This window comes from Halobellus rarus, assembly GCF_024494595.1.
GTDB classification, from domain to species: domain Archaea; phylum Halobacteriota; class Halobacteria; order Halobacteriales; family Haloferacaceae; genus Haloquadratum; species Haloquadratum rarum.
This window is the reverse complement of the sequence record NZ_JANHDI010000018.1, coordinates 1-15,520: the sequence shown is the minus strand read 5'-3', so window position 1 is coordinate 15,520 and position 15,520 is coordinate 1. Positions and strand designations below refer to the sequence as shown.

19 protein-coding genes and 1 pseudogene are annotated in these 15,520 nt (G+C 61.5%); 5 read left to right on the top strand and 15 right to left on the bottom strand.

Translation table 11 applies throughout. The annotated features are described in order from the left end of the window. From NO876_RS17840 to NO876_RS17795, 10 genes and pseudogenes are all read right to left on the bottom strand, one after another. Positions 1-1,146: pseudogene (locus tag NO876_RS17840) on the bottom strand (hypothetical protein); the annotation flags it as partial. Between the two features lie 211 nt (positions 1,147-1,357). Beyond that, positions 1,358-2,746, bottom strand: coding sequence for a hypothetical protein (locus NO876_RS17835; RefSeq protein ID WP_256423033.1), 1,389 nt, complete (start codon positions 2,744-2,746; stop codon positions 1,358-1,360). After that, positions 2,743-3,615: a hypothetical protein gene (locus NO876_RS17830; RefSeq protein ID WP_256423032.1), complete on the bottom strand. Its 873-nt coding sequence runs from the start codon at positions 3,613-3,615 to the stop codon at positions 2,743-2,745. Before NO876_RS17830 ends, NO876_RS17835 begins: the two co-directional genes overlap by 4 nt. Further along, positions 3,608-5,347 (bottom strand): hypothetical protein, encoded by a 1,740-nt coding sequence (locus tag NO876_RS17825; protein ID WP_256423031.1) that lies wholly within the window; start codon positions 5,345-5,347, stop codon positions 3,608-3,610. Before NO876_RS17825 ends, NO876_RS17830 begins: the two co-directional genes overlap by 8 nt. A gap of 1 nt (position 5,348) precedes the next feature. After that, positions 5,349-5,720: a hypothetical protein gene (locus NO876_RS17820; protein WP_256423030.1), complete on the bottom strand. Its 372-nt coding sequence runs from the start codon at positions 5,718-5,720 to the stop codon at positions 5,349-5,351. A 54-nt stretch (positions 5,721-5,774) separates the two neighbouring features. Further along, on the bottom strand, positions 5,775-6,068 hold the full coding sequence (locus NO876_RS17815; RefSeq protein ID WP_256423029.1) for a hypothetical protein: 294 nt from the start codon (positions 6,066-6,068) through the stop codon (positions 5,775-5,777). Beyond that, complete coding sequence (locus tag NO876_RS17810; RefSeq protein WP_256423028.1) at positions 6,065-6,475, bottom strand: hypothetical protein; 411 nt, start codon at positions 6,473-6,475, stop codon at positions 6,065-6,067. Before NO876_RS17810 ends, NO876_RS17815 begins: the two co-directional genes overlap by 4 nt. Beyond that, positions 6,468-6,824: a hypothetical protein gene (locus NO876_RS17805; RefSeq protein WP_256423027.1), complete on the bottom strand. Its 357-nt coding sequence runs from the start codon at positions 6,822-6,824 to the stop codon at positions 6,468-6,470. Before NO876_RS17805 ends, NO876_RS17810 begins: the two co-directional genes overlap by 8 nt. A 2-nt stretch (positions 6,825-6,826) precedes the next feature. Then, entirely contained in the window at positions 6,827-7,246 is a 420-nt protein-coding gene (locus tag NO876_RS17800) for a hypothetical protein (protein WP_256423026.1), read from the bottom strand. Beyond that, positions 7,247-9,034, bottom strand: coding sequence for a hypothetical protein (locus tag NO876_RS17795; protein ID WP_256423025.1), 1,788 nt, complete (start codon positions 9,032-9,034; stop codon positions 7,247-7,249). It lies immediately after the preceding gene. Between the two features lie 212 nt (positions 9,035-9,246). On the opposite strand from NO876_RS17795, the gene NO876_RS17790 reads away from it, so the two are divergent. Both NO876_RS17790 and NO876_RS17785 read left to right on the top strand, forming a co-directional pair. Next, positions 9,247-9,504, top strand: a complete 258-nt coding sequence (locus tag NO876_RS17790; protein ID WP_256423024.1) for a DUF8053 family protein — start codon at positions 9,247-9,249, stop codon at positions 9,502-9,504. After that, positions 9,504-9,698 (top strand): hypothetical protein, encoded by a 195-nt coding sequence (locus tag NO876_RS17785; RefSeq protein WP_256423023.1) that lies wholly within the window; start codon positions 9,504-9,506, stop codon positions 9,696-9,698. Before NO876_RS17790 ends, NO876_RS17785 begins: the two co-directional genes overlap by 1 nt. Before the next feature lie 2 nt (positions 9,699-9,700). Here NO876_RS17785 and NO876_RS17780 read toward each other — a convergent pair whose 3' ends face one another. Both NO876_RS17780 and NO876_RS17775 read right to left on the bottom strand, forming a co-directional pair. Continuing rightward, positions 9,701-10,303: a site-specific integrase gene (locus tag NO876_RS17780; protein ID WP_256423022.1), complete on the bottom strand. Its 603-nt coding sequence runs from the start codon at positions 10,301-10,303 to the stop codon at positions 9,701-9,703. Positions 10,304-10,434: 131 nt separating this feature from the next. Then, the gene (locus NO876_RS17775) at positions 10,435-11,553 is read right to left on the bottom strand and encodes a hypothetical protein (protein WP_256423021.1); all 1,119 of its coding nucleotides are present in this window, start codon (positions 11,551-11,553) and stop codon (positions 10,435-10,437) included. A 255-nt stretch (positions 11,554-11,808) separates the two neighbouring features. Between NO876_RS17775 and NO876_RS17770 the strand changes: the two genes are divergently transcribed. Then, the gene (locus NO876_RS17770; RefSeq protein ID WP_256423020.1) at positions 11,809-12,081 is read left to right on the top strand and encodes a hypothetical protein; all 273 of its coding nucleotides are present in this window, start codon (positions 11,809-11,811) and stop codon (positions 12,079-12,081) included. A 44-nt stretch (positions 12,082-12,125) separates the two neighbouring features. Here the strand turns inward: NO876_RS17770 and NO876_RS17765 are convergent, their stop codons facing one another. Then, entirely contained in the window at positions 12,126-12,755 is a 630-nt protein-coding gene (locus NO876_RS17765) for a hypothetical protein (protein ID WP_256423019.1), read from the bottom strand. A gap of 163 nt (positions 12,756-12,918) precedes the next feature. Here NO876_RS17765 and NO876_RS17760 point away from each other — a divergent pair, with 163 nt between their 5' ends. After that, on the top strand, positions 12,919-13,923 hold the full coding sequence (locus NO876_RS17760; protein ID WP_256423018.1) for a Cdc6/Cdc18 family protein: 1,005 nt from the start codon (positions 12,919-12,921) through the stop codon (positions 13,921-13,923). A 167-nt stretch (positions 13,924-14,090) separates the two neighbouring features. After that, entirely contained in the window at positions 14,091-14,357 is a 267-nt protein-coding gene (locus NO876_RS17755; RefSeq protein WP_256423017.1) for a hypothetical protein, read from the top strand. Positions 14,358-14,359: 2 nt separating this feature from the next. On the opposite strand, the gene NO876_RS17750 is transcribed toward NO876_RS17755, so the two are convergent. Continuing rightward, positions 14,360-14,605: a winged helix-turn-helix domain-containing protein gene (locus NO876_RS17750; RefSeq protein ID WP_256423016.1), complete on the bottom strand. Its 246-nt coding sequence runs from the start codon at positions 14,603-14,605 to the stop codon at positions 14,360-14,362. 39 nt (positions 14,606-14,644) lie between these two features. Next, entirely contained in the window at positions 14,645-14,938 is a 294-nt protein-coding gene (locus NO876_RS17745; RefSeq protein ID WP_256423015.1) for a hypothetical protein, read from the bottom strand. Positions 14,939-15,520 lie beyond the last annotated feature (582 nt).

Here is a 15,520-nt window from a genome sequence, read left to right as displayed (position 1 = left end):
AACACCTTCGCTAAGATAGTAACTCGATCCTCGAAATTCGACTTCTTCGACAGTCTCCACATCTCCGGTGTCCATCGTATAACTCCGGGTCTCGCCTTTCGATGCGCTCGACTGAAATGAGGGACCGTCGCCGTATGGGATATCATACTGAACGGTATTGCGAAACCCTGAAGCAGAGACCTCAGAACCGATAGGATCCGCATTTCCGTGGACCGTGATGCTTCGGGAGTCTCCGTCGCTGGCGCTCCCACTCACAGTCTGCTGTGTGCCCTCGTTTGTTTGCCCTGTCACCGTGACTGTCGCACCATCGGCGACGGGATCCGTCGAGAGGCTCCCCTCAACCGAGATTGAGTCGGAGTGACCATCGCCGACATTGCTAAAGGTTTGAGAGTCCGTTCGAGTCCCAAACCCGTTACCTTCAATCGTGAGCGTCGTCTCCGGCGGGTCCTCGGTCCCTGATATATCGGCGTTAATCGTTCCCGACGTGAGCGTCGAGGAGATCGTATTCGTCTCGGTGTTCGTGACTCCCGTCAGATTCACCGCGACGTCTGAGGCCGCATCGACGTCTGAGAGCTGGTAACTGAACTGTGATCCGTCCGTCGCCGGCGTCGCGTTGATCGAGACGCCGCCCGTGAACGAAACGGCGTTTTCGGAGAACTCCGGCACGTGGAACCGCCCGACTGTGCCGTCGCGCCCGATCGACGAGCGCCACTGCTCGCCGTCCTCGTGCGTTCCGTACGCGACTTCCGGAGTGAATCCGACGCCGGCCTCGAGGACGTCGAGATCGATCGCGACGTCGCGCCCGTCGTGGACCTTGTCGTCTCGGAGCACGATCGCGATCTCGTCGTCCGACAGCACGCTCGCGTTCGGACCCAGGTACTCGTCCGCCCGCTCGGGCGTCGTGAGCACGACCTCGAGCGTGTCCGCGTGGTCGCTCGCGTATACTGCGCCCTCGAGGTCGCTCGCCCGGATTGGCATATCCGCGCCCTCGGGTACGTCCTCGCTCACCTGGGCGCTCCCGAGCGCGAGCATCCCCTCGGGTCCGCTCGTCGCTGCTCCGGCCGGCGAGATCGCGACGCCGCCGAGTGCCGATACCACAATCAACGACGCGAGTAGCGTCGCGATGTATCTCTGTGAATCTGTCATATCATAACCTCGATTAGTTCTCCGACGTCGCTATTCTGGGGGGTGGGGGGGTGGTCGGCGTGCATATTAATCCCGCGCGCGTATGCGAGGCGCCCGCTCGGCGCGCTCTCGATCCGTCTGTCAGCGCCTGGAGACGTCGATCCCGATCCCGACCCCAGGGTCCGCGCGCTTTTTTTCGAACTTCGCGCGCTCGATCGATTTTTGAAATCGCTCATAGCCCCACCGCCTCGAGATCGAAATCGATCGAAACCTCCGCGTCGAGCCTCGCTCCCCGCTTGATGTTCGGCCAGTTGATCGACGCGTAGTTCTGACTGTTCCAGGTGAGCGCCTCGCCGCTCTCCATTTGTCTCGAGTACCGCGCTGTCGGGATCGGGCACGACTTGTCGCCCGGGAGCGACTTCCCGATCGGCGGCGTCGCGCCGTTCATCGTCACCCACCAGCGCTGTTTCGCCCGGAAAAAGTGCGAGACCTCGCTCAACGCGTGGGCGTACGTGTAGACGCTGACGCCCTTCTTCCGCGCGTCCGCGAAGTCCTTAGCGTACTTCCGGATCTTCTGGTACTCGTCGTGTTCGTCCTTTTCAGCGTCCGGATCAAACAGGTTCCCCGCCTCGTCGACGAGGATCGACGTCCAGTGTGGGAAGATATCGCGCTTGATCCGCGCCTGGACGAACGCAAACCACCACTGATCGGCCGGCGTCGGCGCGCTCGGTCCCGGCTCGCCGACCTCCGTCACTCGGTTCGGACCGTGGTAGGAGTAGCGAGAGACGGCCTCACACCCACGGTGGAGTGGATCCGGAAAGACGACGTAGAACTGACCTTCGACGAGCTGACCGAGTAGGTCGACCGGCGATGAGTACCGAACAACGTCGCGACATATCTCCTCGAGGCCGACCGTGAACGAGGAGACCTCCGGAGCCTCCGGTACGATCCGCACCTCCACCGGGATCCCCTCCGGGATCGCGATCGTCGTCCACGGCGCGAGCGGAAGCCACTCGGCGCGCTCGTTAGTCCCGCTATCGTCGAGCGTGTCCGCGAGGAGCACCGTCTCGTTGTTGACCTGCTGGAGCACCGCCGCGGTGAACCCCATCAGTGTCGACTTACCTGAGCCGGGTTTTCCATACGCGAAGTAGTCGGTCCCGCCCGCGGTCCACGCGTCGATCGTCCGGTTCCCCTGAGCCTTCCACCCGGTTCGATCGCCCTCGTCGTCGGCGATCCACTCCAGGACCTTCGCACGAGGCCGTGGGAAGTCCTCCAGCGCCTCGTGTGACGGGTGCGGGTCGTGCGGGTCGTAATCCACCTCTCCGACCAACTGCTCGACGAGCTCGATCTCTCGACCTTTCAGGTGGACGAGCGGCGTCACCCACGCGCTCGGGTACGTCGCGACGTTCTTTCCCTTCGCCTCGTTGAGCGCGAGATATCGGTGGAACGGCGCGATCCCGAGCTCCTTGTAGATGTCTTGCCCGTCGTTGTGTCTGTTCAGCGTCGCGTCTCCGTACGCCTGAGCGCTCTTCTCGTGGAAGTCGAACATCTCCGAGAGCTGCTCTCGGATCGCCGACTCCGACGTTACCGCGGATAGCGTGGAGTTGAGTGCTTTGCTCATTGAGATGGATACCTCACCGGACTGTGATCGGTCGTCTCGCCACCGGAGACAGCCTCCCCGGATCGATCGGCTAACTGTTCGATCGCTCGGTTGAACGCCGGGAGGAACTCGACAGCGAGGAACGACTCCCGGTAGAACTGTGCGGCCTGGTCGTCACGATCGACGAACATCGCCCGGAGCGGTTGCTCCGACCAGAACGCCGACGAGAGGCTCTCGTCGAGCTCCGCGAACGACGCGTGGATCGCCACCGGGATCCAGCGCTCCACGATCTCGTCGCGGGAGTCGAAGCCCTCGAGGCCGCGGTCGACGACCCACCGTTGACGCTCGGCGGTCTCCCCGAGCCCCGGTCGCATCGCCGGCTCGTCCTGGTCGTCGACGTCCACGTACGCCGGATCATCGTCGTCGTGGTCGCTCGTGTACTCGACAGCGCTCCAGCGGATCCGCCGGAGTGCCGTCTGGCACGCGGGGATCAGGTCCGTCGACGCCACGGCGAGCCGCCATTCACGCGCTCGTTCGCGATCGAGGAGCGCGTCCTCGTCGACCCACCGCCGGCGCTCCCGGTCGTCGACGACGAGCGTCGACAGCTCCGAGAGCGACATCAGTCGGTCCCGGTGCCACTCCGGTGAGAGCTGACCGAGCGTCGCGACCGTCGCCTCGTGACACCACCGGAGGAGATCGGCACGATCCGCGAAGCCCGCGAGCCACGACCGGAGGAGATCCCGCTGATCTCGCGCCAGCGTCTCCAGTGCCGGCCGCGTCGGCGCGTCGAACGTCGGCGGCTCGAGATCCTCCACCGGATCCGGATCCGCCTCGTCGTCCTCGTCGTCGGTCAGCTCCTCGAGGCCGTCCCAAAGGTCAGCGTCAGTCATCCGCCGACGCACCTCCGGAGACGTCCCGGTCGTCGATCGCGTCGGAGAGGCTCCCGGGATCACCCTCTTCGATCGCTTCCATCACCTCGTCGAACTTCCCGAGCTCCGTCTCCTCTTTGACCTTCTTCCGCTCGGCGACGTTCTTCCCGAGCTCCTCCTGGTATCGTTGCTTGAAGTAGTCGCGATCCGCGACCTCGTCGAGCTCTTCGGCCGAGTTGATGAGCGCGAGGACCACCGAGCCGAACGACGCCGGCGCGACGTTCCACTCGGCGTTCCCTTTCACCGGCCGCCCGGCCCACATAAACGCCGGTAGTAACCCCACGAGCGCCCCGAGGATCCCGTTTGAAACGAGGAGACTCCCGAGCACCCATCCGGTGAGCACGATCCCGATCGCCGGGAGGATCTTCTCCCACGCGACCGCTGAGAGTTGAGCGGCGAGGCGGTCGACTGTACTCGCGCCCTCGTCGAGATCCGGCGCGTTGTAGAGGTGCGACAGCGACCACCCTTCGCGCTCGATCGAGATCGGATCCTCGTCGAACGGATCCGCGAAGTAGATCGTATCGAAAACGCCGGTTCCGCCATCGAACCGGAGGCTCGGATCCTCCGTCCGCTCCTCTCCCATACAGTACAGCGACAGCTCCGGGATCGCTCCTCGAGCCCGTGCGAGGTACGGCGTGATCCCGTTGACCACGAGCCCCCGAACCCCGCCGACCTTCGCGGTCTCATACGTGCGCACGTTGACCGGGATCTCGCCCGTGCCGTCCTCGTTCGCCGACGGAGCGGTGAGATCGAGGTGGATCACTCCGACGCGCTCCGTGTCGTCGCCCCACCAGGAGATCGCCGCGACCGTCGCGAACAGCGCGACGACCGGGATCAGTATCCACGGCGCTTCGGCTATCTGATCGAGGACCTGCCGATACCCCGCGACCACCGTGATGAACCCGACCGGGATCACTGCGGCGAGGTAGAGCCATATCGGGTAGCCCGGTCCCTTGCCCGCTCGCTCGTGGAACCGGTGGGCGATCTTCATCAACGCGAGCGTCAGCACCAGCGTTAGCACCAGGAACCCAACCGCCCACATCGCGAGATCCCCGGCCGTGTCGACGTTCACCGGTTCGGCCGTCTGAGACGTGTGGACGTCGAAGCGCCACGTCGCCTCTCCGCCGTCGCCCTCCGCGAACACCGTCACGTGTCGCGCCTCATCGTAGCTCGGACGGAGCTCGATCGTCGCCTCGTCGTAGCTCCCCGACAGCGTCACCGTCGTCTCGTCGACCGTTTGATCCACCGCTGTCGGAACGGTTTGGACGTTCCCGTCCTCGTCCTCGATCCGGCGCGTTCCCTCCGACCAGTAGACGACCGTCACGTCGAGCTCCTCGTTCGCTCCCCACCCGACGATTCCCCCGAGATAGACCTCCGAGCGCTTGATCGTCGTCCCTTTCGACAGGTAGCGGTACGTGTTCGGGTCGTTCGGGTTCCCCGCGATCGAGGCCGGCGCGTACCGGAGCCATAACTGACCGTCGCCGTAGCGTCGCACGGAGGCCGGCGCGTTCTCCGACGCGCGAACGCCCCACGTTTTCAGCTCCTCGAGATCGTACGGTCCCGTCGTCGTCGCGTTCGCCGACGAGGAGTTGTTCTCCGTCTCCTGGGCGGCGACGCCACCGACTCCCGCGGCGATCACGAGGAGAGCCACCAGCGCCGCCACGGCGACGATTCCGCGAGAGCTTCCGATCATCTTAGTTCCGGATCCCCGCGATCGCGACGATGATCCCCACGACGAGGACCGTCCCCGCGACGGCTCCGATCTCGATCCATCCCGCGAAGCCCGCGACCGCGAGACCCCCGAGGATGAACTGACCGACCGCCCCCGGCCACGTCGAGACGATATCGCCGAGCGTCCCGAAGAGCCCCGCGAGGTTGCTGAACGCGATCACGACCGCGAACACGGCCCCCGAGAGAACACCGACCACCTTTCTCGAGGTCCGATCCGTCGCCCGTGTCGCGTTCTCCGTCCGTCGGTAGTTGAGGATCCACAGCCCGACGACCGCGAGGAACGCTCCGAAGCCCGCTATCATCGCGACCGTCGTCAGTGATCCGTATCCGATCATCGTCGCCTCCGCCCCGCATCCGGGGGGTTCTGTGCTCCGTTCCGAGTTTTCGATCTAATCATCATCGTCGAATCTATCCGCGAATCTGTTTGCTAGCCGATACAACGTGTAGACCGCAGTCACTAACGCGATCGCCGTCGACAGCGTCGACAGCGTTCCCGCCGGGAGCCACGCGACGTTCGGAGCCGCCGCCTCGAGGCGAGCGATCAGGAGGTACACGAGGCCCGACTGATCCAGGAGGAACGTCAGGATCAGAACGAGGACGTCGCCTCCGTTCACGACGAGGTCCGCGATCGCCGCGAACCCGCCGCCGATCGAGAGCGCTCCGAGACCGTCTCGCACGCTCATGTTATCACCACCAGCGCCCGCCACGTCCCGTAGATGATCAACGCCGAGATCGCCGCCACCAGCACGAACACCAGTGCCGACGAGATCGGCGCGAAGATCCACGTCGACGTCGCGAGATCACCGGCGGCCTCGAGCGGCGTCTCGATCACGACCTCCACGACCGTCGTCGAGAGTGAGCCCGCCTCGTCGGCGATCCCCGAGCCCGCCGACGTCAGCGACGACCGGATCGTGTCGACGATATCGATCCCTAAGCCCGCGAGCTCGCTCACGAACGCGATGATCCCGCCGACGAACATCCCCGCGACGATACTCCGAACCTCACTTGCGACGAGGCCGCCGCCGTCGTCGTCGTCCGTGCCGTTGTTCTCAGCGACCTCCTCAGAGTCCGGGACCAGTCGGCTAGACATACCGACCGACCCCCCAGAACAGTAGTAGCAGCATCCCGACGGCGATCAGCACGGCGACGGGGAACGCGAGCGGACCGAACACTGCGAGCCCGTCGGCCGCCGTCTGTGCGGCACGATCGAACTGTTCGGAGCCCGCCGTGAACGGCGTCGACACCAGGACCGCGTAGAACGATCCGATTCCGTCGACGACCGCCGTCGCACCGTCTCGGACGAGACGGATCCCCGAGGCGTACGTGTATCCGATCACCGAGAGACCGATCCCGGCGATCCCGCCCGCGACCTTTCCCCACTTGACGCTCCCGCCGTCGGTGTACTCGTCCTCTAAATCGCCGGTGTCGGCCCCGCTCATAGCTATTCGTCCTCGTCTCCGAATATCGTCCACGGAGTGATCGAGGTGTTCGACACGAACCACAGGAACACCAGAACACCCGAGACCGATACCGCGACAGCGACGGGGAACGCGAACGGTCCGAGTAGCGCCGCCGTCCCGCTCGCGAACGAACTTGCCGCTGTCGCTGCTCCCGCGTCGGTGATAATCACCGGCGCTCCGAGTGTTCCGGTGATGAACGTCGCGATCCCGCTCGCGAACGCCCGAACCGGTGCGAACAGCGTCGACTGAACGGAGAGGATCAGGTCCGAGATCGCGTAACCGAGCGACGCGAGGATGCTCCCGATCACGGCCGCCTGAGCGTACGCCGGCACACCCTGATCGTTGACGCCCTCCGTGCCGTCCTCCACGGCGTCCGAGGCCGTGTAGTCGTCCGACGACATCTACGCCCCCGTGTTCGACGAGGAGACCCACGACGCGATCCCGAGAGCCGCCGCGATCCCGGTTACTCCCGCCGTGACCCATCCCCAGATACTCGACATAAACCCGCCCCCGGAAGCGGGTGCGACGCCGCCGCCGCCCGCCGATCCGACCATCGCGTTTACGATGTCGTTGTTCTCCTGGAGATCGTAGTTCAGCCCGATCGTGTCGCCGGCCGTGACCGTCGTCGACACCTCTACCTCCGTGTCCATGTCGTTGCTGGTGAACACCGTCGTCGCGTCCGTCCACTCGACGTCGTCGACGTCCTCGAGCGTCGGGAGCTCGCTCAGGTCGTGGGCGTACTCGACGCCCTGGTAGACGTCGTCCGGGTGCCGCACCTCGTCGACGAGCGTCCCCGCGGAGACGACGTCGACCTCGTAGAGCCCGCCGGGGATCTCGAGGCCGCCGACCAGGTGATAGTTCTTCGCCGACTCCGAGCGCTCGGCGTCCGTGACCTCTACATCCCAATTCGAGATCGGACCCTCGCTCGCTCGGACTTCGATCTCGTACTCGAGATCGACGATCGTCGCCGAACCGAACTGCTCGGTCAGCGACGACAGCGACGTGATCCACGTCATACCCGCCGGCTCGACGAGCGTCTCCTCGAGGACTTTCTCCTCTTCGGAGTCGTAGACCTCTCGCGTTCCGAACGTCCACTCGGAATCGAGCTCGAGGTTGATCCCGTGGAACGTGACGCCCGCGTTCGCCTCGGAGACCGAGACGACCAGCTCCTCGAGCGTGTCGAGCGTCGTCCCGTCCGGAAGCTCCCCGATCTCGACCTGATAGACGATCCCGGTTCCCTGCTCCGTCGCGATCGTGCCGTCCGCCGTCGCGTCGGCGCTCGGATCGATCGAGGCGACGACCGACGCTCCGCCGGCGTCGACGACCTCTACGTCGACGACCGCGCCCGACTCCAGCGTGTCGACGTCGAGCACGAGCTGGATCGTTTTCCGCGCCTCGCCGCTGTCGATCGTGAAGTCGGAGAACGTCGCCGTCGCGACGTCGCCCGACGTCTGACCGCTCGTCGAGATCGAGAGCGCGTCGTCGTCGGCGTCCTCCACGGTGATCGTGCCGGCGGAGCCGCTCTCGTCGGTCGTCCAGTGCGTCGCGTCGACCGCCCGGACGTCGGTGTTCGCCTCGCCATCGCCGTCCTCGTCGTAGGTCTCCCCACGCGGGAACGCCGTGTACTCCGAGCTCTGGATCCGGCTCGGATGGAACCCGACCGGGTTGTGCGGCTCGTCCTCGTCGTCCGGATCCGGCGCGAGGACCGCGCCGAACTCGTCGGTGAAACTCTGCACGTTTCCGTCGTTGTCGACGTAGTCGAGCGAGCCCATCTCGCTCGCGTCGTGTGAGCCGACGCGCCACTTCGCGCCCTTGACGTGCGGGATCGGCGTGTACTCCGAGTCGAAGTTCGGAACGCCCTCGGTCTCCTGGGCGGCTCCGACGCCCGCGGTCGCCGCGGTCGCCGCCGCCGCGCCGACGCCGGCGAGGAACGTCCGCCGAGTCACGTCCTGGTTGATCGAGATCGAGGGGATCGCGAAGTCGACGGCTTCCGGGCGCGCGTAGTGTGCGGCCTCGAGGAACGCGTCGGTGTAGTCCTGCGTCTGTGCGTCGTCGGTGTGTGTTTCTGGCATAGGTACGGTAGAATGGACGTTTCCGCCGTCCGCGGCGTGGTCGTAGGTCTCTCGGAGCCGTGAGACGTAGTCGGCGAACTGCTCACCGACCACGATCCCGGTGGGGCTCCAGGTCACGCGAGCCTCGCGTCTTGCTGCTCGCCTCGGTCCTTCTCGGTCGGGGTCTCTCCCAACTTGCTCCCGTTCATAGCTCGTTATCGGTCGGAGGACCCGACCGATAACCCGGCCGTGAGAACCCCTCGGTATCAATTTCAGGGAATAAAGGGACTCAGCCGGCCAAATGCTGGCTCAGAGATAGTTTTAACAAAGGGGGTCGTCAGCCGACGGCTATGCAGAAACTGAGAGACGACGGCGGGTCCGGTCTGGTCACGGTTCCGAAGCGCTACCTGGAGAAGGACGACGTCCTCGAGGACGGCGACATCCCCGGCGAGATCGCCGTCGACGTCGAGCGCCTCGATCGACGCACCTACGCGGTCCGGATCTCCGAGGACGGGGAGTTCCCAGACCTCCAGGAGACGGAGTTCGTCGAGCGGATCGTCGGTCAGCGTCTGTTCAGTGAGGGATTCCGTCCCGGGAGTGCCGATTGATGAGCGATGACATAGAAGAGGCTATCAGAGTGTACCTACGGGACGGCGGGTCCGCGACGCGACAGACGCTCACCGACGAGATCGACGCGAACAGCACCGAGGTATCCCGGACACTCGGTCAGCTCGTCACGCGAGGCGAACTCGAAGAGCATCCGGAGATCGAGGGCGCGTTCCGACTGGTCGACGACCGCTGACCTCACCCGAGTCCTACTTCTTCGAAGGCTTCGTTGACGACGTCCGGCGTCGGCGCGTTCAGATACGGCTCGATCGCTTGGAACGAGTCCCACCCGCCGACCTGCATTACCACTCGCGGGTTCAGCTGCTCGTCGACGAGCAGCCGCTGGGCGAACCGTCGCCGGAGATCGTGGCTACTCACGTACTGAAAGTCCTCGTCGCCCGTCTGTTCTGCCGCGCGCTCGGCCGTGCGTTTGACCACGTCGCGGACGCCCCGCTCGGAGAGATCGACGAGCGGCTCGTCTCGACCGATGTCCTCCGCCGACTGATAGCGGTAGATGTCGCTCTCCAGGTCTTTCGGGAGGTACGCGTCGCGAGGCTTCCCGCCGCTCCCGGTCGTGTCCTTCCCCTCCGGCACGCGGAGTCGATAGTGGTCGTCGTCGATCCGCTTCACGTGGTTCGGAGTGATCTGCGGGATCTCGAAGGCCCGGAGGCCGACGAAGCCACCGAACTGGATCACGAGGTCGTCCCGGTGCGTCGCCGCCGCCCGCCTGAGTTTCAGGAGTTCGTCGTCGGTCATCCACACGTGGTACTGATCCGGCTTCGAGGTAGCCTCTAATCTCATTCCGATTTGTCCTGACAACCTTTCACTATAAGCCTACGGGTGCGCCGTAATCGGCGCGGAATCCGGGGCGATTTCCGGGGTTCGCTTCCGACTTGTTTCAGAAGTCGGAATATCGAACGATGTAAGAGAGTCTATATTGCTTTGAGCTTTCCTTGCGCAGGTTCGTAGAGATGTCCGTTCATCAAAAGGTTCTGAAGGATTTCGTCCATCTCTTCTTCATCAAGCCCCCACTCAGGAGCCATTTCATAAAGATAACTCTTCTCAACAGCTCCGTTCTCTGTGAGCTCGCGTTTCTCTATTACCCTTTTAAGTGATTCCTCGGAAGAAGAAATTGAACTATCCTCAAACCTTAGTCGTTCTTGATGAGTGATTTCATCCCCTATTTCCCACGCCGCTTCAGACCTCATCTCTCGGTGTATTTCAGTTATTGTTGAAGCAACAATCATCAGTGTCCGACGCGCTTCGCGTAGTGACGGAGATTTCTCCGGATGATTTACTTCATTTCGCTTTTCCTTCAAATAATATAATGTAGTTAAAACTGGTGGAAGGTCACTCAGCTGTGTTAGAACGGTATCATTCTTTTTTTCTTCTTCAGCGTATTCTTCCATTAGCTGATCTAGAACTCTGCCCCAAGCGGCCTCCATACTCTCATTTTGCTGTTCGTACCACTTTCTAAGACAGTGTTCCACAGCACGCAAAGAAAGCATCACAGAGGAAGTGGCGCATCCCACAGTGATCGTTTTGCAAGCCTCCTGTATATCGGCACACGGTCTCTCATCCAGCCAGTCCCAAACAGATTCTTGAAATAGATCCTCAGGTGATTCGGATAACTTTGAAACGTCAAGTATACCGGTATCCGTAGCAGGTATTCGTCTCTCGTCATTCAGCTCTCGAGCTAGAAGGTGAATCCACGAGCTGGTCTGTGTTTCTAGATCCCTCAGTTGCTCTTCAGAGAGATGCTCATCAGACTCTTTTCCAAGATTGGAAATATGTCGCTTGATTAGAGCAGGTACTCTCGAATTGATTTTTCTATGATTTAGGACTTGTACAACCTCTTCTAACAGTTCCCGCACGGTACTTTCTTTTACCTCTATTCGACTACTTCCAGTTCTACGAAGAAACTCTAAACGGGCTCCTAAATGTAGCGAGTCAGTCAGAGTTAGCTGGCTTGCTTTCTCATATTCTTCTATTAGATGGGGAGGTGGTCTGCTAACATTCTTATCCGATATATCGGAGGAGCGCTTTGTCATCAGATTGTATTATCCAATTATTGACTCATAAATCCAAGGTGCGATTATTTATTCACAATGGCGGTCACACGTCGACGAGAACCGATCCGACGAATTGCACAAGCGGATCGGCTCCGCTTGTGCGAAAGTCAGCGGGAAGTGTGTGCCTCTGACACGCGGCGTCAGTCGATTGTCACGTAGGTTTATAAAAAGACCCATTGAGAGGAGTGCTCAGTCGGTCGAGATCAGCGCCGATTCGCGGGGGTTGTGCAAGAAATGAGGATCGAATCCACCGACGAACGACAGCGTCTCTGGGAGAACCTCCTCGAAGCGACCGACGAGAACGCGAAGTCGAAGGCCCTCGACGACGCCGCGCGGTACTACTGTCGAATGCGGGGCGACGTCGCCGGCTACGGGAACGGGAAGATCGAGGAGCTGCTCCGCGCCGCCGACAACCGTGGGTCGCTCACGGCCTCGGAGATCGCGGCGATCCTCGACACGCGGGAGCTCCCGATCGAGGTGGAGACCGAGGTTCGGGTCGGCGAATGATCTTCCGAGGTCGTGTTCGTTGAGGAACTCTGAGAGGTCGCTTCTTACTCAGAGTAGTAGACGTATTGATCCTGATCCGGTTCGGTAGAAAGAGCGTCAGTCACGTTAATCGCCCAATTGACCGGCTCAGATTCCACGTCGAACAACTGAACCAGTGCCGCGAAGTCGTCCGGTTCCACCTGATTGGGAATAAATTCGTAAGACGGGTCGATCGTCACGCCAAACTGCTCTCGAATATCTTCGAAAGAGAACTTTTCACTCGGAAGCTCGGGGATTTGCTCGTACTCTGTCTGGTTATTATATAGGCTGAGACTGTCTTTTTCCGGAGATTCGAGATTTTCGCCTCCCGCGTTGTAGACATATACGGTGACCTCCAAGAACCACCCATTTTCCGGCTCGACGAACGTGAGTTCGTTAGCCTCGCTGTCGTAGACCCTGATCTGTTCCTTCCGAGCCCAACTCACTACACCGTACTCCGCGAGCGACTCGTCGAGGTAAGTCTCCTGAATCTGGTCCTCACTGAGTCCGTCGATCGTGACCTCTCCATCGCCGGTCTGTTGAGCCGTTTCGCCGCCGTCGCCGCCGTTTATGTCGCTGCTCTCACCTTCACCGCACCCCGCCAGTGATGCTACTCCGCCAGCACCGAACGCCTGAAGGACCTTTCGTCTGTTCACGCCGGGAACATGTAACGAACTAATTTAAATAGTCGATGTTCCCACGTCGAGTTCACTCGCTGACGTCTTTCAGATCGTCAGCGTCGAGACGGCTAAACAGTAGCCCGATCACTTCCACTCCGGACGGCTCGCTTACAAGTCATCGAGTCGAGAACGACGAGTCGTGATCCAAAACGCCCGCGTCCTGAAAGAGGACTGGGTTCCTCAGGAACTCCAGCACAGAGATGGCGATCTCCAGCACCTCTCCGGAGAACTCAAACCCATCTCGCACGGCCTCGGCGCGAAGAACATCATCATCACCGGCCCCTCGGGGACCGGGAAGACCACGGTCGCGAAGTACATCGTTCGTCAGCTCGACCAGGAGGTTCTCGGGATCCACTGGGGGTACGTGAACGCGATCTCCGAAACCTCGAAGTCCGCGATCATCTACTCGCTCGTCCGCGACGCCGGCCGCGCGAACGACCTCCGACCGGAGGGGACGTCGACGGCGCTGCTGCTCGATCGACTTCGGGACCTGGATGAGCACTTCGTCGGGATCATCGACGAGGTCGACGTCCTCGACGACGAGCGGACGATTCAAGCTCTTTGGGAGATCCCGAACGTGACACTCGTCCTGATCTGCATCGACGACGACGATTTCTTCGCCGACCTGGACTCCCGCGTCGCGAGTCGGATCCGCGGATCAGCGAAGGTGACTCTGGAGAAGTACGGCCACGACGAACTCGTGGACATCCTCTGGGGTCGGATCGACGCCGGGCTCGCCTCGGGCGTCGTCGAGGAGGGAACCGTCGATCATATCGCCGACGTCGCTGCGGGAGACGCCCGCCACGCGATCACGCTGCTCCGGCGGTCGGTCCGCGACGCTGTCGAGAACGGCGACGAGTCGCTGACGATCGAGAACGTCCGGCCCGTCCAGGACGACGCTCGCGAGGAGATGCACAAGCGGGCTGTCAATAAGCTCGGGACGCACCAGCGACACCTCTACGAGATCATCAACGACGCCGGCGAGATCGGGGCGAGCGAGTTGCACGCGCGGTACGAGCAGCGCGTCGCTGACCCCCGAGTGAAATCGACCCGACGGAAGTACCTCCAGTCGCTCGAATACTACCAGTTGATCGAGCCGTCGGGATCCACTCGGGCGAGACAGTACCGACACCGCGAACCCTGACTTTCGATATTTCGCTAATCGCAGTACTGCGCCGCTTTCGATATTTCCGATATTTCTCCGCTCGTGACTTTCTCGTAAGGATGAATTTGTCGAAATAGACGTTTCAGGCTCTCTTTCGATATGCCGCGCGGGTCCTCTTTTAGCAAACCTCGTGTCGGATCTCGTGTATGAGTTCAGTCCCACCGAATCCGTCGGAAGCGAGTCTCGTCCGAACGATCGAATCAGACGACGTCGGCTCGGTCACGCTGATCGTCTTCGACGACAGGAAAGACAGCAGGGTCGTCGTCGACGGAGGCACTGACACCTGGGAGTTCGTCGTCAACGAGGAAGTCGCGTACTCTCGCTGGGAGCACGGCGAACTCCCCGAGTGGATGGAGTCCGCGCTCTCGCAGATCGGGATTCGAGCCATCCGCGCCGGAGAGGCAAACGCGTGAGCCTACGGTTCCGGGAGATCGTCCTCGTTGAGGTCTCCAGAGAGATACCTCTGCCCCTTCGCCGTGATCTCGGTATATCCCTGGGGCTCGTCATATCTTTTGACGAGACCGGCTGCTTCGAGCTTCGGAAGACGGCGATCGACAGTAGGTCGCGAAATGTTGTCGATGTTGAAGGCGATCGCTGTCGGAGGGATCGCGATACCCGATTCATCGAGCAGTTCGAGAATGGCGTCGTCGGATTTTGTCATCCACGACACCACCGGACGACGCATAGCGGTCACAGTTGTTTAGGTCTCTTCAAGTTCAGCTGCGTCGAGATCTCCAGCGAGATACGCTCTACCCTCTTCAGTAATCGAGTGGTAGCTGCCTCTCTCGCGGCATATTTCAATCAATCCCAGTTCAACGAGCCGTTCCATACGGTTCCGGAGTGTATCCAGCGAAAAGCCTCCGTCAGTACGTGCTTTATACTTCAACTCCTCATCGAACCGATTTTCTATGTTCCAGTGGAGTGGCGTCGGAGATATCGCTGCGGGGTAGAGGAGGTTCAACGCCTCCAGGATGATATCGTCTTTCTCGTTCATCCAATGAACCCGCTTGCGTACCGCCATTCGGCTTCATTTGCCCACGTCTTTACGTTAAACCTATCGCAAAACCGAGGTGTTTCATACATATCTACCATCTGTTTACCAGATATGTGTGGGAAACACTTATTGTATTTGTGTTAACAGTAGGTAGTCAGCAGGAACCTATCGCGGACCCGTCGCTCAGCGACCGGGTCCGCGTGAGATCCTGCGAAGTGGCGCAGAACCTATGCACACGAACTCTCTCGGGGGACTTGAAACCCCCGACACGACCGAAGAAGCGACACTCAACTGCCCTATTTGCGGTTTAGTAATAGACGGCGTAACAGCGCGCGCGCCAGGTAAGCGCACGTTAGAACCGTGCGGTCACGAGACCGGATTCCTTCGAGCGAGTACTATGTACGGAGATTCACCAGCGACGAGCGGGGAGTACAGCCTTCGAACGGACGGCCGCGGTGCACCAGTAAACTACCCCACCCTACTCCCTCGGCGCATACGGGCCTCGGTCCTTGAGGGTGTCGTCAGAAACCAATGGTTTCTGACTGCTAACCAGAAATCAAAGACTTCTGGTGATGGGGCTTT

Excerpts from the sequence above, each read along its gene's own strand:
- NO876_RS17780 (WP_256423022.1), bottom strand. The coding sequence starts at position 10,303 with ATGAGATTAGAGGCTACCTCGAAGCCGGATCAGTACCACGTGTGGATG.
- NO876_RS17835 (WP_256423033.1), bottom strand. The coding sequence starts at position 2,746 with ATGAGCAAAGCACTCAACTCCACGCTATCCGCGGTAACGTCGGAGTCG.
- NO876_RS17790 (WP_256423024.1), top strand. The coding sequence starts at position 9,247 with ATGCAGAAACTGAGAGACGACGGCGGGTCCGGTCTGGTCACGGTTCCG.
- NO876_RS17820 (WP_256423030.1), bottom strand. The coding sequence starts at position 5,720 with ATGATCGGATACGGATCACTGACGACGGTCGCGATGATAGCGGGCTTC.
- NO876_RS17830 (WP_256423032.1), bottom strand. The coding sequence starts at position 3,615 with ATGACTGACGCTGACCTTTGGGACGGCCTCGAGGAGCTGACCGACGAC.
- NO876_RS17785 (WP_256423023.1), top strand. The coding sequence starts at position 9,504 with ATGAGCGATGACATAGAAGAGGCTATCAGAGTGTACCTACGGGACGGC.
- NO876_RS17815 (WP_256423029.1), bottom strand. The coding sequence starts at position 6,068 with ATGAGCGTGCGAGACGGTCTCGGAGCGCTCTCGATCGGCGGCGGGTTC.
- NO876_RS17770 (WP_256423020.1), top strand. The coding sequence starts at position 11,809 with ATGAGGATCGAATCCACCGACGAACGACAGCGTCTCTGGGAGAACCTC.
- NO876_RS17750 (WP_256423016.1), bottom strand. The coding sequence starts at position 14,605 with ATGACAAAATCCGACGACGCCATTCTCGAACTGCTCGATGAATCGGGT.
- NO876_RS17810 (WP_256423028.1), bottom strand. The coding sequence starts at position 6,475 with ATGTCTAGCCGACTGGTCCCGGACTCTGAGGAGGTCGCTGAGAACAAC.
- NO876_RS17755 (WP_256423017.1), top strand. The coding sequence starts at position 14,091 with ATGAGTTCAGTCCCACCGAATCCGTCGGAAGCGAGTCTCGTCCGAACG.
- NO876_RS17800 (WP_256423026.1), bottom strand. The coding sequence starts at position 7,246 with ATGTCGTCGGACGACTACACGGCCTCGGACGCCGTGGAGGACGGCACG.
- NO876_RS17805 (WP_256423027.1), bottom strand. The coding sequence starts at position 6,824 with ATGAGCGGGGCCGACACCGGCGATTTAGAGGACGAGTACACCGACGGC.
- NO876_RS17745 (WP_256423015.1), bottom strand. The coding sequence starts at position 14,938 with ATGAACGAGAAAGACGATATCATCCTGGAGGCGTTGAACCTCCTCTAC.
- NO876_RS17775 (WP_256423021.1), bottom strand. The coding sequence starts at position 11,553 with ATGACAAAGCGCTCCTCCGATATATCGGATAAGAATGTTAGCAGACCA.
- NO876_RS17825 (WP_256423031.1), bottom strand. The coding sequence starts at position 5,347 with ATGATCGGAAGCTCTCGCGGAATCGTCGCCGTGGCGGCGCTGGTGGCT.